Here is a 12276-nt window from a genome sequence, read left to right as displayed (position 1 = left end):
GCTTACTCGGGATGATGCGGCACCTTGCCGGAAGGCGCGCGATAGGGACGCTCGACGTCGCGCAGGTCGACATCAAGACATTCGACATCCGCCGCCAGCGCGCCATCGCCCGCCAGCGTCAGGGTCACGCGACCCGCGCCGTCTTCGGTCTCTTCAAAGGTGATATCGAGGATCGAGAGCACCACGTCGCGATCCGAACGATCGATCCCCATGCTCGAAACATGAGTGACATCCGAGATCACCAGCAGCGACCGCACCCGCTCATAGGGGCGCTTCTCGGCTTCGGCCTGCGCCTTGTCTTCCCAGCGGAAGCGGTTGATCAGGAGCGCCAGACGCCGGGATTTCGCCTCCCAGGCGATCTCGGTGATCGGCAGCACGGCGTCCTGCACCAGCGCCGCGATCACGGGGAGGTCATCCTTGGTCTCGGCGCGAAGCGCGATCGCGCCTTCGCCACCCTCTTCGAATTTCGCATCACGGGTCATTGGGTCACCTCTGCATTCGATATGGGGAAGACGGCGGGAATTGCCAGCCGATCAACTCGCTTTCACGCGCTCGATATGCGCACCGACGCCCGCCAGTTTCTCCTCGACGCGTTCATAGCCGCGATCGAGGTGATAGACACGGCTGACGACGGTCTCACCCTCAGCGGCCAGCCCGGCGAGGATCAGCGACACGGAGGCCCGCAGATCGGTCGCCATCACCGGCGCCCCTTTCAGCTTCTCGACGCCGTGGACCGTCGCATGACCGCCATGGACGTCTATATTCGCCCCCATCCGCACCAGCTCGGGCGCGTGCATGAAGCGATTCTCGAAAATCTTCTCTTCCAGAACGCTGGTGCCCTCGGCGGTGCAAAGAAGCGCCATCATCTGCGCCTGCAGGTCGGTCGGGAAGCCGGGGAACGGCTCGGTCGTCACGTCGACCGCGCGGATGCGGCCATTCTTGCGCGCAACCTTGAGGCCGGTATGGGTTTGCTCGACCGAGATGCCCGCCGCGTCGAGCTTCTCGCAGAAGCTCTCCAGCAGATCGATTCGACCGCCCAGGCACTCCACCTCGCCGCCGCAGATCGCGGGTGCGAGCATATAGGTGCCGAGCTCGATCCGATCCGCCACGACCGGGTGAGTCGCGCCGTGCAGACGGTCCTTGCCCTCGATCACGATCTCGGAGGTGCCGTCGCCCTCGATCTGCGCGCCCATCGCGCGCAGGCATTTCGCCAGATCGACGATTTCCGGCTCGCGGGCTGCGTTCTTCAGCACCGACGTGCCCTTCGCGAGCGAAGCGGCCATCAGGAAATTCTCGGTCGCGCCAACGGACGCGAAGCGCATCTCGTGGGTGGCGCCTTTCAGCCCACCCTTCGCTTCGGCATGCAGATAGCCGTCCTTCAGCTCGATCTCCGCGCCGAGCGCGGCAAGCGCGTCGACATGGATATCCATCGGGCGTGCGCCGATCGCACAGCCGCCGGGCAGCGACACGACCGCATGGCCCAAGCGCGCCAGCAGCGGCCCCAGCACCAGATTCGAGGCGCGCATCTTGCGCACGATTTCATAATCAGCGACCGGGTTGATCTCGCCGTGACACGAGGTCGCCAGAACCTTGCCTTCCTGCAGCGCGGTCACTTCCGCGCCGAGGCTCGCCAGCAATTCGGTCATCGTGCGGATGTCCGACAGGCGCGGCGCATTGGTCAGGGTCAGCGGCTCATCGCTCAGAAGCGTGGCCGGCATCAGCGCGAGACAGGCGTTTTTCGCCCCCGCGATCGGGATTTGGCCGGAAAGTGGCCCGTTGCCGCGTACGACGATGCTGTCCATGTCAACTGCCTTCAGATTCGTTGTTATTCGGCGGCTTGGATTCGGATTTGCGGGCGCGCGCCTGCGCCTTGCGCCGCTGCAGATTCGCGCGCAGCGCCTGCGCCCGACGCTCTTCGCGGCTCAATTCCGCATCGCGGGACGTGCCCGATCCATCTTTCTTTCCGCCTGTCATGGCGCCTCGTTTAACCCGCCTGTGAAATCCTGTCGAGAGAGAGCAAGATTTGCCCTTGCACCCTCGAGCGATTGCGTCTAAATCCCCGCCACGGTCGAAGCGACGGACCGAAACCGGCGCTGCTGTAGCTCAGCGGTAGAGCACTCCCTTGGTAAGGGAGAGGTCGAGAGTTCAAGTCTCTCCAGCAGCACCACTTCCCCTTTTCAATCTCGATAGTCTGGCGTCGACCACGGGTCGCTAACGAATGCGTTGGACCTCATTTCGTTGATCAGAGGCTTTTGTTTAAAAGTCTCTTGCGGTGGGTGACCGTAAAGCCACAAAACCTCGATCGTTCACAAACACCTCTCGAGAGCGCGAGCGTTATTTTCCCAAGCAACCTTGGCAGCAACACAGTCAATCTAAGGTTTACCATAGGTTGTAGGAAATTCCCCAATTTCGCCACTTACCGACTGCGCGCCAACTTCGGCTCGCATGGGAATTAGGGAAAATTAATGTCTTATAAACTTTCGATTACCGCGACCGCCGTGTGTTTTGCACTTGCAGGCTGCATGGGCAGCGGGGACGGCAGCAACTCCTTCAGCGCAGCTGAGGTGTCGCAGAACCAAGCCACCTATGACAGCCTTGCAACCCGCGTCACCGACGGCGACCTCTTGGTCGCTCAAGATCCAACCGGTAGCGCGAGCCTTACGGGCCAGCTGAAACTTGACCCGGCCAGCGCATCTGACAACCCAGTCGCGGGCCGCTTGGCGATGGACGTTGACTTCGACAATAGCAAAGTCACTGGCACCGTGAGCCAATTCGCTGCCTACACGCCGGACTTGAGCGAAAAAATGATGGACCTGAAAGGCTCGCTTTCCGTTAACGGGACGATTGATAGCAAGAGCGCAATCGTGGCGAATGCCAATGGGACCGTGAGCGACGATGAAGGCAGCATAACTGCCGATCTTCAGCTGGCCGGCTCTGTCTATGACGATAACGGAAAATATGTCGCGCTGGGCGATGTAACCGGCACCGGCGTCAGCCCCGATGGCTCCGAACAACTTACCGGCACATTCTACGCGCAGCAGCAGTAAACTTCGGACATAGGCGCTGGGGGCCCAATGGCCTCCAGCGTTTCGATTTTCCAACGATGAGTTTTTCATGAACTTTTCTAAAAAGCTGCTGACTGCGACGGTGGCTTTTCTTGCGTGCGCCCCCCCTCTCTCCGCCGCACCCCAAGAACGCAGCCTCGCGGATTGGACGCAGATCGGCACGCGCCTGAGCGCCAAGGGCGACACGCTCACCGCGATCACCATTCTCGGGACGATCGCAGCGAAGGCGCCCAGCTACTCGCCGGCGCAAATCGCGCTCGAGCAAAGCCTCGACCAGATTGGCACCCCGAAACGCGCGGATCGGGTGTTGCGCTATGTGTCGGATCGCGCGCCGGACCGCGAGCTGGCTTTCAACGCGGCTTTGCGGCGGCTCGACCAGTCGCATCCCTGGCGGATCTCGGGGCAGGTCTCGCTTCTGCCGACGAGCAATCTCGGCCACGTCTCCTCGCAGACGGTGTTCGTGACCAAGGCGGGGCGCTTCCAGATCACGGATGGCGGTCGGGAGAATTCGGGGCTGGGGCTCGGCGCCAGCGCGAGTGTCGACTATTACATCCACCCCGCGCTCGATTGGCGGCTTCGCCTGCGCGGCGCGGTATCGGGAAACTGGTATTCGCCGAAGGAACTGCGCTTCGTGAAGCCGAGCCTTTCGGTGCGTTACGACCGTCTCATTGCAGGGGCGCCCTGGGGCGCGACCATCGAGGTCGGGCGCAGCTTCTATGCCGCGGCACCGGGGCAGACGCGATCTGATGCGACCGATACGAGCCTCAGTCTCGACCGCCACTGGCGGCTCGCACATGATGCGAATCTCACGGTCATCGGCTCCGTCACGCAAAGCCGTTTCGAAGAAAAGCGCTACCTTAACGGGCCGCGCTACGCGCTCAATCTGGGCTACGACCGGGCCATCTGGCGAAGGTCGCGCATCGACCTCGGGTTGCGGCTCGAGCGCGCGGATGTGCGCAGCGACTATCAAAGCTACACGCGCGCGGCCCTGACCGTCGGAGCGAGCCGTCGTATCACGAAAACGCTCAGCGCGAAGCTCTCTGCAACCGTGGGCGTGCGCGATTTCGACGGCGACTTTCCCTTGTTCGGGAAGCCGCGCATGGATCGCGATATCTCCCTCACCGCCTCGGTCGGCCTGGACCGCTTCAAGGTGATGGGCACGACGCCGCAACTGAGCTGCACCGCGCGCCGCAACCGGTCGAACGTCTCGCTTTACAGCTATCGCTCGCTCGATTGCGGCGTGCATTTCATAAGTCGGTTCTGAGAGGGTCTTCTTCGCAGAGTCCCAGCTCCACGACCCGTGCGACGACGGCATTGGTCGTGCGAAGGCCGAACTTCTCGCGCAGGTTTCGCAGATGCATATCCACAGTCGAGACCGAAAGACCCAATGCGAAGGCGACTTGTTCCCGGCGCTCGCCACGCACGGCGCGGGCGAGAATCTGGCGTTCGCGGCATGTGATGTGTGGCGTATCTTCTTCCCAAACGGCCTCTGGCGCGTTCAAAAACAAGATACAGCGCGCGCGTCCGGGAGCCAGCGGCAGCAGATTGATCTGTCGCAGGCTCGGCAGACGCTTGAGTCGAGGCCGCAGCACGGCGGCTTGTGCCTCCCAACGCGCGGTCGCCGACAGGACCGGCGCCCTAAGAAGGCGTCCGCCCGGCACCATTGACAGGCTGAGCGGCTCGCGCGCGGTGATCCCGAGGTCTCGTTTTATGAAGCGCTGCATCGGGATATTGGGGCCGGCGACTACCCCGGATGAAAAAATATCGCAGGCGGCCTCCAGCGCAGCGCACTGGCTAACCCCTGCGCCGTTTTGAAACGGATAGGTCATGAAATCTCTGAATGAATACAAGTATCTATATATGATTCATTCGTAGCCGATTTCTGACTCCGATCACAATCGAATTCACTAATACTCACAAAAAAATATTGTTGTGAGGGAAGAAAAACTCAATCTAAATCTAATCGCCCTTCGCCCCGTCGCAGGGTGCGATGTGGATCGGGGCTTCGCGGTCGGCGCCGATGGTTTCGCAGCCTTTCGAGCAGAGCGTCCAGCCCGAGATCGTGGCGCCAGAGGCCGCGAGGTTCAGCGCGGGGACGTCCGGCCCGTCGGTCGTCCAGACCCACCAGCCATCCTCGAAATGGCCGCCTGGCCCGGGCTCCATGCCTGCGCCGGAGCCTTTGACCGCCGCGCCGACGAGGCGCAGCGTGTCGTGGTCGGTCACCTGCCAATGTTCGCGCCAGCCCTCGTGCTCGACCGAGTGCATCCATTGCAGCGAGAACTGGCCGTTGCTCGCCAGCGCCATCATCGTAGCGCCGACCATCAGGCAGGACGCGCTCATGCCGTGGCTCGCTTGCGGCCTAGCCAGAGCGCCGCCGCGAAGGCCGCGACAAGGGCGAAGCCGATTTCATCTGTCAGCGGCAATGCCGCGATCAGGGTGAAGCCCGCAACCATGGCGAGTGCCCGCTCCCAAAGCGCCAGCGGACGGCCCAGCCAGCCGATCACCGCGACACCCCAGAGCGACAGCGCCAGCAGCGCCTTGATCACGATATAGGCCACGGCTGGCCAGTAGCCGATCGCGGCCGCCAGCGGCCCGCCATCCTGCAGCATCAGCGCGGGCGTGTAGACCGCCATGAAGGGCACGACGAAACCCGCGGCGGCGACCTTGATCGCCTCGAAACTGATCTTAAGCCCGCTTTCCTTCGCGATGGGCGCGGCGGCGAAACAGGCCAGCGCAACGGGCGGCGTCAGATCCGCGAGAATGCCGAAATAAAAGACGAACATGTGGCTGACGATCAGCGGCACGCCGAGGTCCAGAAGCGCCGGGCCCGCAATCGAGGAGGTGATGATGTAGTTCGGGATCGTCGGGATCCCCATGCCCAGCACGATGCATGTAATCATGGTCAGGATCAGCGACAGGAACAGGCTCGACTTGCCGACACCGACGATGAACTGGCCGAAGGTGGTGGCCGCCCCGGTCAGGGTCATCACGCCGATGATCACGCCGACCAGCGCGCAGGCGATACCCACGGGAAGCGCGGTGCGTGCGCCATCGGCGAGGCTGTCGCGACAGAGCGCCAAGGTCTCGCGCCCGCCCTTCGAGAAGACGTTGATCGCGATCAGCACGGCGATGGCCAGCAGCACGGCCCAGATGCCGAACTCGAAAAACGCGCCCGCGACCAGCGCGAGCACGACCCAGAAGATCACGCGCAGCACCTGACTGGGTAGCCCCAGCGCGACCGAGCCGCCAAGGATCAGAAGCCCCGTCAGCGACAGGCCCACGGTGCCAGCGAAAAGCGGCGTGTAGCCGGTGAACAGCAGGTAGACGAGCACGGCGAGCGGAAGCAGCAGATACCAGCCCTCTTTCAGCGCCTTACGCGGGGAGGGCAGCTCGGACTTGGCAAGGCCGCGCAAATCGCGCTTGCCCGCCTCCAGATGGACCATCCAGAATGCGCCCGCGAAATAGAGGATCGCCGGGATCAGCGCGGCTTTGACCACCTCGACGTAATCGACACCCAGCGTCTCTGCCATGATGAAGGCGACCGCCCCCATGACCGGCGGCATGATCTGCCCGCCCATCGACGACGTCGCCTCGACGCCCCCCGCGAAAGCGGAACGATAGCCGAAGCTTTTCATCAGGGGGATCGTGAATTGCCCGGTGGTCACGACATTGGCCACACCCGAGCCCGAGATCGTGCCCATCAGACCCGAAGACAGAACCGAGACCTTCGCGGCCCCGCCCATCTTGTGACCCACCATGCCGAGCGAGACATCCGTGAACAGTTTGATCATCCCGGCTTTCTCGAGGAAGGCGCCGAAGAGGATGAAAAGGAAGATATAGGTAGCCGACACATAGGTCGGGATGCCGTAGATGCCCTCGGTGCCGAAGCTCATCTGTTCGATCACCTGCTCGAAAGCGTAGCCGCGGTGGTTCAGCGGTGAGGGCAGATGCTCACCGAACATGGCATAAAGGAAGAACGTGCCCGCGATGATCGGCAGCGCCGGGCCCATCAGCATCCAGGCGGCCACGAAGACCGTGACCAGCAGCACGCAGCCCACCACCAGATCGAGCGTGTTCGGATCGCCCGCGCGCAGCAGAAGCGGCGTGTATTCGATCCATTGATAGGCAGCGACAGCGACTCCGGCTGCGGCCAGCAGATAGGCGAGAGCGCGCCCGAGCGGGCCGTAACCCTTGGCGATAGAGAGCAGCGGAAAGCCGAGCGCGAGCAGGAAGCCCACATGGACCGCCCGCGCAATCTGGCTCGAGGGGTTGATTACATGGGCGGCGAAAGCGATCTGCCAGACCGAGAAAGCGACCGCGAGCCAGAACAATGCGCGCCCTTCGCGCGACTTCGGGAAGCTCCCCGCCAGCGGATCGTGCACTGCCGCGTCGACCGCAGCTTCTTCCTTGGTGTACATGCCTGTCTCCTCCCCCCGGAATGGGCGCTTTGGCCCGATTGATCAGGGGCGACCCGAAATGCGCGCCGCCCCTGACCTAAGCTTTAGCGGCTTATTTCAGCACGCCCTGTTCCTTGTAGTACTTCTCCGCACCCGGATGCAGCGGGATCGGCAGACCCTGCACCGCCGCCTCGAGCGAGATACCGTTCGCAGCCGAGTGCGCGGCCTTGAGCGTGTCGAGATGCTCGAAGAGCTGCTTGGTCATCTGGTAGGCTTCCTCATCGGAGACGCCTTCGCGCGTGACGAGGATGTTGGTGATCGCCACCGTCGGCACATCCGCGTCCTGACCCGGATAGGTGCCCGCCGGGATCACGCCCGCCTTGTAGGGCGCGCCAAGCTTTTCGGCGATGTCGGCGGGGATCTGAACGAAGGTCACATCCTGCGTAGTCGAGAGATCCTTGAGCGCGGCGTTGCCCAGCCCCGAGGACTGGAAGGTCGCGTCGAGCTGGCGGTTCTTCATCAGTTCGACCGATTCCGAGAAGGGCAGATATTCGACCTTGCCCAGATCGTCATAGCTCATGCCCGCCGCGTCGAAGATCTTGCGCGCGTTCAGCTCGGTCCCCGACTTGGCCGCGCCGACCGACAGGCTCTTACCCTTGAGATCGGTGATCGTGGTCGCGCCTGCATCCTTGAGCGCGGCGAGCTGGATGTAGTTCGGGTAGATCGCGGCGATCGCGCGCAGCTTGCCGAGCTTGGCCTTGAAGCCCGCATCCGCATTGCCTTCCCACGCATCCTTCACCGAGTCGCCCAGTGCGAAGGCCAGCTCCCCCCGGCCCTGCTGCAGCAGGTTCAGGTTCTCGACCGACGCCTTCGTCGACTGAACCTGAACGCGCACGTCCTTCATGTTCTCGCCATAGACTTCGGACAGCGCAACGCCGAGCGGATAATACACGCCCGAGGTGCCCCCGGTCAGGATGTTAATGAAGGTTTCGGCCTTGGCGACGGGTGCGCTCAATGCAATCGCCCCGGCGACGAGCGCGCCGAGCTTGATGTGTTGGAACATCGTAATCCTCCCATATGTCATTGCCCGCAAAGAGATGCGGGACCGCCTCCAACGTGACGCGTTTTTCGCGGGGATCAATTCAATTCACGTCGATGAAACCAGAAAGCGGAGAATTCTCCGCTTGACGTGAAGGCGGGCGCTCCTGCCCGAAATTTGCTTTACTGAGCGGAAGTTGCGGATTTCGCTATGCGTTTGACGTAACGAGCCCTATCTGCTCGGAAGCACCTGATTTCCGTCTTTAAAGCCCCCATGCGCTCTTTCCCTCCCTTCCGATACGCCCCCGACCGCTGGCCCCCTGCATTGCGCTGGGTCGTCCTGCTCGCGGGCTCTGCGCTTCTCGCCTTCGCGCTGAGCCTCGCGCATCTCTCGGCGGCGCTTCTGCTGGGGCCGATGGCGGTCGCGATCGCGCTTGCCGCGAGCGGCGGGGCGGTGCGGCTGCCGCCTCTGGGCTTCATCGCAGCACAGGGTGTGGTGGGGGTGATGATCGCCTCAAAGCTTCCCGCCTCGATCCTGCCCGAGATCGCCCGCGACTGGCCGATCTTCCTTGCCGGGACGCTCTCGACGGTGCTGGGGGCAAGCGCGCTCGGCTGGGTGATGGCGCGGGCAGGCGGCTTGCCCGGCACGACGGCGATCTGGGGCTCCTCCCCCGGTGCCGCGACCGCGATGACGCTGATGTCGGACGATTACGGGGCCGACATGCGTCTTGTCGCCGTCATGCAATATACCCGCGTCGCCTGCTGTGCGATCGCCGCAACTGCCGTCGTGCAGATCTTCGGCGTGGCGCAGGCTAGGGATGTCGGCGCGGCACTCGCCGAGCAAGGCCCGATGGACGTCGTCGCCGCAGTCGAGACGCTCGCGCTCGGGATCGGGGCGGCGTTTCTGGGCGTGCGGCTGCGCATTCCGGGCGGCGGGCTGCTGCTGCCAATGGCCTTCGGCTTGATCGCGAGCGCCACCGGCCTTCTGGAGATCACCCTGCCCCAGACCGTGCTCGCGATCAGCTATGCGGTGGTCGGCTGGGGGATCGGGATGCGCTTCACCCGCGCCGTGCTGCGCCATGCCGCAAGACTGCTGCCACGCATCCTCAGCTCGATCATCGCGTTGATCGCGCTCTGCGCGGCCTTCGCGATGGGATTGGTCTATTTCGCCGGGATCGAGCCTGTGACCGCCTATCTCGCCACCAGCCCCGGCGGTGCGGATTCGGTGGCGATCATCGCGGCGGGCACGCAGGTCGATGTGCCCTTCGTCATGGCGATGCAGATCGCCCGCTTCCTGCTGGTGCTGGTCGCGGGCCCGGCACTCGCCCGCGCATTGTCACGCAGGCGAGGCGATGTCTGAAGGCCCGTTCACTCTCTGAACTGGGTGTCCCCGTGATTATAGGGCTGCTGCTGGATCATCAGCACGCCGGAATTGTCATCGGGATCGTTGTCGTAGTGATCCTTTTCCGTCACGCCCGGCAACTGCCCGAACGCCTTCGACAATTTCAGCGGCGAGAAGGTGAAGGGCACCTTGTCGTGCAGCCACGGCATGTCGCGCAGCGCGCTCGAGACCGAATCCGCGCACATCATCTTGTTGACCGAGCCGTTGCGCTCCACGCGGGCCATCAGCTGATCGGCCTGCGCCATCGTGATCGGAAGCTTCTGGGCCCGCACATACCAGCTCTCGCGGGCATGGTAGTCGATGTAGAATTTCCGCATCTTCTCGGTAATGCCGAAATGAACATCGTGGCGCTCGGGCGCCCAGGGATGTTTCCAGGTGCCTGCCGGATCGAAGATGATCCGCTCACGCCCGTTGATCAGCAACGACGAATGACCGCCCGACCCGGTATTGGTCGAGATCACGGTATAGAGCGTAACCGAGGGCGGCTCGTCGGAAACATAGCGATATTTGGCGACCTCGGCATCCGAGGCATAAATGTTATCCGCCCCGCAGCCAGCCAGCAAAAGCGGCAGCATCAGGCAGACAAGAAGCACGCGCATCATCTGCCCGATCTCCCGTTCCCAAGCGTGTCTCTTTCAGCTGCCGCCGGTCGCGTCAGCCGCCTACGAGAGCGAGAAACACCAGAAAGCAGATGATCACAATCACCGAAACCGTAACGAAGCGAACAAATCCGTTGAATGTTCTCTCCTGGTCACGAATGTCCATGTTGCCCGGTTTATACTCGGCCATTGCGCGTTCTCCCTTTTGCGCTGTCTCCCAGAGGGGAAACTAGCCGAGCCGCGACAAGCTGTCACGCCTCGTCTTGAGGGTTCGCGCTGTCAGACGCATTTTCTTCCTCCAGCGCGCGGGCGAGCCGGAAGCCGATCCGGCGCGGCGCTTCGTCTGCGGCCGGTTTGGGCTGGGCGATCAGCATCACATTGAGCTGGTTCACATGCTGGATAAGCTGCGTGCGCGCGCCGTATTCGTCGGTGCCGTAGAAGGTCAGGATGTCGGGGTCGAAAAAGCCGATCCCCTCGATCTGCAGCACGCCCGCCTCGCCGCCGGTGAGGCCAAGAACGACCTCCTCGTCTTCCTGCAACTGCTCTTCGAAGTTCTGGATATAGAGCAAAACCCGCTCATAGGCCCATTGCGCCGGGCTCTTATCCTCGGGCCGCCCGCGCGCCAGTTCGGGCGGAAGCGGTTTGACCTCGGCGGTCTTGGGCGCGTTCTCCGAAGTATGCACCACCTTCGCATTCGGAAGGGCGGCTTCCTCATGGGCTTCGGCGGTGGTGCGTATCTCGGTCATTTCAGGCTCCAGAGCCAGGCGCCGTCCTCTCGCAAGGTGCGGCTCACCTCCCCTTTGTGCCAAAGATGGTTGAGATGCGCCATCGCTTCGACCATCGCGAGCCCGTGGGTGCTCTCGTCGATCTGTCGTTTGAACAGCGGCGGGAAGCACTCGCAGGCGGTGCGCGGGGTGTCGAGGTGCTTGCGCAGACGTTTCAGCGCGCCCTCGTGGTTCTCGATCATCTGGCGCAGCCGCAGCGGCAGCCCGGTGAACGGCAGCTTGTGGCCGGGCAGCACGAGGTGGCGATCCTCCGCGATCTCGGCAAACCGCGCGCAGGAGGCCAGCCAATCGGCCAGCGGATCGGCCTCGGGTTCGGTCGCATAAACGCCGAGATTGGCCGAGATCGACGGCAGCAGCTGATCGCCGCCCAGCACCAGATCGTCGTCCAAGCTCCACAGCGTCGCATGTTCGGGCGCGTGCCCGTCGCCCATCTTCACCGCCCAGCGCCGCCCGCCGAGGGCGATCTCGTCGCCCTCCACGATCCGGGTGAAGCCAAGCGGCAGCGCATGGACACAATCGGCGAAATTGAAGGGGCGTTCGTTGGCGCGTTTCTCAAGAAGCGCCGGGTCCATCCCGGCGCGCCGGTAGTAATCAAGCGTCTCGGCCACGGGCCGATCCTGCGGATCGAGCTGCAGCATCCGCGCGAACAGCCACGAGGTGCGCGTCGTGATCAGCTCCGCGCCCTGCTCCTGCAGCCAGCCCGCCAGCCCGATGTGATCCGGGTGGTAATGCGTTACCAAGACCTTCGTGACCGGCTTGCCACCCAGCGGCCCATCGAGCGCCGCCTGCAGCGCCGCCCGGCATTTGCGGGTGTCGATCCCGGGATCGACCAGCGCCCAGCCATCGCCCTCATCGAGCGCGAAGCAATTGACGTGATCGAGCGCCATCGGCAGCGGCAGACGGATCCACATCACCCCGGGCGCGACCTCGATCGCCCCGCCCGGTTCGGGCGGCTCCGCCCAAGGGTAGCGGATGCCATTCGTCGACACG

The 12276-nt window shown here is 63.5% G+C and carries 14 protein-coding genes and 1 tRNA gene; 4 read left to right on the top strand and 11 right to left on the bottom strand.

The features are described from left to right. Positions 1–2: 2 nt before the first annotated feature. Genes F8R15_RS15465 through F8R15_RS21960 form a run of 3 tightly spaced genes read right to left on the bottom strand, consistent with a single transcriptional unit; the run spans position 3 to position 1926 of the window. Positions 3–482: a DUF2948 family protein gene (locus F8R15_RS15465; RefSeq protein WP_078545376.1), complete on the bottom strand. Its 480-nt coding sequence runs from the start codon at positions 480–482 to the stop codon at positions 3–5. A gap of 51 nt (positions 483–533) precedes the next feature. Beyond that, positions 534–1802, bottom strand: a complete 1269-nt coding sequence (gene murA / locus F8R15_RS15460) for a UDP-N-acetylglucosamine 1-carboxyvinyltransferase (protein WP_078521738.1) — start codon at positions 1800–1802, stop codon at positions 534–536. 1 nt (position 1803) lies between these two features. Continuing rightward, complete coding sequence (locus F8R15_RS21960; RefSeq protein WP_256365689.1) at positions 1804–1926, bottom strand: hypothetical protein; 123 nt, start codon at positions 1924–1926, stop codon at positions 1804–1806. Positions 1927–2092: 166 nt separating this feature from the next. On the opposite strand from F8R15_RS21960, the gene F8R15_RS15455 reads away from it, so the two are divergent. From F8R15_RS15455 to F8R15_RS15445, 3 genes are all read left to right on the top strand, one after another. Then, positions 2093–2167: transfer RNA gene (locus tag F8R15_RS15455), tRNA-Thr, on the top strand. Positions 2168–2465: 298 nt separating this feature from the next. Next, positions 2466–3047, top strand: a complete 582-nt coding sequence (locus F8R15_RS15450; RefSeq protein ID WP_152845176.1) for a hypothetical protein — start codon at positions 2466–2468, stop codon at positions 3045–3047. Between the two features lie 67 nt (positions 3048–3114). Next, positions 3115–4329: a surface lipoprotein assembly modifier gene (locus F8R15_RS15445; protein ID WP_152845175.1), complete on the top strand. Its 1215-nt coding sequence runs from the start codon at positions 3115–3117 to the stop codon at positions 4327–4329. On the opposite strand, the gene F8R15_RS15440 is transcribed toward F8R15_RS15445, so the two are convergent. The 4 genes from F8R15_RS15440 to F8R15_RS15425 form a co-directional block, all read right to left on the bottom strand. Further along, positions 4313–4894 carry a helix-turn-helix transcriptional regulator gene (locus F8R15_RS15440; RefSeq protein ID WP_152845174.1) on the bottom strand — a complete coding sequence of 194 codons (582 nt, stop codon included), beginning with the start codon at positions 4892–4894 and terminating at the stop codon, positions 4313–4315. The two genes, F8R15_RS15445 and F8R15_RS15440, sit on opposite strands and share 17 nt — an antisense overlap. Positions 4895–5024: 130 nt before the next feature. Further along, entirely contained in the window at positions 5025–5405 is a 381-nt protein-coding gene (locus F8R15_RS15435; protein ID WP_078602027.1) for a DUF1850 domain-containing protein, read from the bottom strand. Beyond that, entirely contained in the window at positions 5402–7483 is a 2082-nt protein-coding gene (locus tag F8R15_RS15430; protein WP_152845173.1) for a TRAP transporter permease, read from the bottom strand. The genes F8R15_RS15435 and F8R15_RS15430 overlap by 4 nt, the downstream gene beginning before the upstream one ends. A gap of 91 nt (positions 7484–7574) precedes the next feature. Beyond that, positions 7575–8525 (bottom strand): TAXI family TRAP transporter solute-binding subunit, encoded by a 951-nt coding sequence (locus F8R15_RS15425; protein WP_152845172.1) that lies wholly within the window; start codon positions 8523–8525, stop codon positions 7575–7577. 249 nt (positions 8526–8774) lie between these two features. Here F8R15_RS15425 and F8R15_RS15420 point away from each other — a divergent pair, with 249 nt between their 5' ends. After that, on the top strand, positions 8775–9860 hold the full coding sequence (locus tag F8R15_RS15420; RefSeq protein ID WP_152845171.1) for an AbrB family transcriptional regulator: 1086 nt from the start codon (positions 8775–8777) through the stop codon (positions 9858–9860). Positions 9861–9868: 8 nt separating this feature from the next. Here F8R15_RS15420 and F8R15_RS15415 read toward each other — a convergent pair whose 3' ends face one another. The 4 genes from F8R15_RS15415 to F8R15_RS15400 all read right to left on the bottom strand — a co-directional run bounded on the left by F8R15_RS15415 (position 9869) and on the right by F8R15_RS15400 (position 12275). Beyond that, the gene (locus F8R15_RS15415; RefSeq protein ID WP_253732645.1) at positions 9869–10504 is read right to left on the bottom strand and encodes a hypothetical protein; all 636 of its coding nucleotides are present in this window, start codon (positions 10502–10504) and stop codon (positions 9869–9871) included. Positions 10505–10556: 52 nt separating this feature from the next. Beyond that, positions 10557–10691 carry an aa3-type cytochrome c oxidase subunit IV gene (locus F8R15_RS15410; protein ID WP_078545360.1) on the bottom strand — a complete coding sequence of 45 codons (135 nt, stop codon included), beginning with the start codon at positions 10689–10691 and terminating at the stop codon, positions 10557–10559. Positions 10692–10752: 61 nt separating this feature from the next. Continuing rightward, positions 10753–11247: a DUF6173 family protein gene (locus F8R15_RS15405; RefSeq protein ID WP_152845170.1), complete on the bottom strand. Its 495-nt coding sequence runs from the start codon at positions 11245–11247 to the stop codon at positions 10753–10755. After that, positions 11244–12275 carry an MBL fold metallo-hydrolase gene (locus F8R15_RS15400; RefSeq protein ID WP_368731067.1) on the bottom strand — a complete coding sequence of 344 codons (1032 nt, stop codon included), beginning with the start codon at positions 12273–12275 and terminating at the stop codon, positions 11244–11246. Before F8R15_RS15400 ends, F8R15_RS15405 begins: the two co-directional genes overlap by 4 nt. Between the last annotated feature and the right edge of the window lies 1 nt (position 12276).

This window comes from Thioclava sp. JE_KL1, from assembly GCF_009296265.1.
Classification (GTDB): Bacteria; Pseudomonadota; Alphaproteobacteria; order Rhodobacterales; family Rhodobacteraceae; genus Thioclava.
This window is presented reverse-complemented; position numbering and strand designations above follow the sequence as displayed.

Excerpts from the sequence above, each read along its gene's own strand:
- F8R15_RS15465 (WP_078545376.1), bottom strand. The coding sequence starts at position 482 with ATGACCCGTGATGCGAAATTCGAAGAGGGTGGCGAAGGCGCGATCGCG.
- murA (WP_078521738.1), bottom strand. The coding sequence starts at position 1,802 with ATGGACAGCATCGTCGTACGCGGCAACGGGCCACTTTCCGGCCAAATC.
- F8R15_RS15450 (WP_152845176.1), top strand. The coding sequence starts at position 2,466 with ATGTCTTATAAACTTTCGATTACCGCGACCGCCGTGTGTTTTGCACTT.
- F8R15_RS15445 (WP_152845175.1), top strand. The coding sequence starts at position 3,115 with ATGAACTTTTCTAAAAAGCTGCTGACTGCGACGGTGGCTTTTCTTGCG.
- F8R15_RS15440 (WP_152845174.1), bottom strand. The coding sequence starts at position 4,894 with ATGACCTATCCGTTTCAAAACGGCGCAGGGGTTAGCCAGTGCGCTGCG.
- F8R15_RS15435 (WP_078602027.1), bottom strand. The coding sequence starts at position 5,405 with ATGAGCGCGTCCTGCCTGATGGTCGGCGCTACGATGATGGCGCTGGCG.
- F8R15_RS15430 (WP_152845173.1), bottom strand. The coding sequence starts at position 7,483 with ATGTACACCAAGGAAGAAGCTGCGGTCGACGCGGCAGTGCACGATCCG.
- F8R15_RS15425 (WP_152845172.1), bottom strand. The coding sequence starts at position 8,525 with ATGTTCCAACACATCAAGCTCGGCGCGCTCGTCGCCGGGGCGATTGCA.
- F8R15_RS15420 (WP_152845171.1), top strand. The coding sequence starts at position 8,775 with ATGCGCTCTTTCCCTCCCTTCCGATACGCCCCCGACCGCTGGCCCCCT.
- F8R15_RS15415 (WP_253732645.1), bottom strand. The coding sequence starts at position 10,504 with ATGATGCGCGTGCTTCTTGTCTGCCTGATGCTGCCGCTTTTGCTGGCT.
- F8R15_RS15410 (WP_078545360.1), bottom strand. The coding sequence starts at position 10,691 with ATGGCCGAGTATAAACCGGGCAACATGGACATTCGTGACCAGGAGAGA.
- F8R15_RS15405 (WP_152845170.1), bottom strand. The coding sequence starts at position 11,247 with ATGACCGAGATACGCACCACCGCCGAAGCCCATGAGGAAGCCGCCCTT.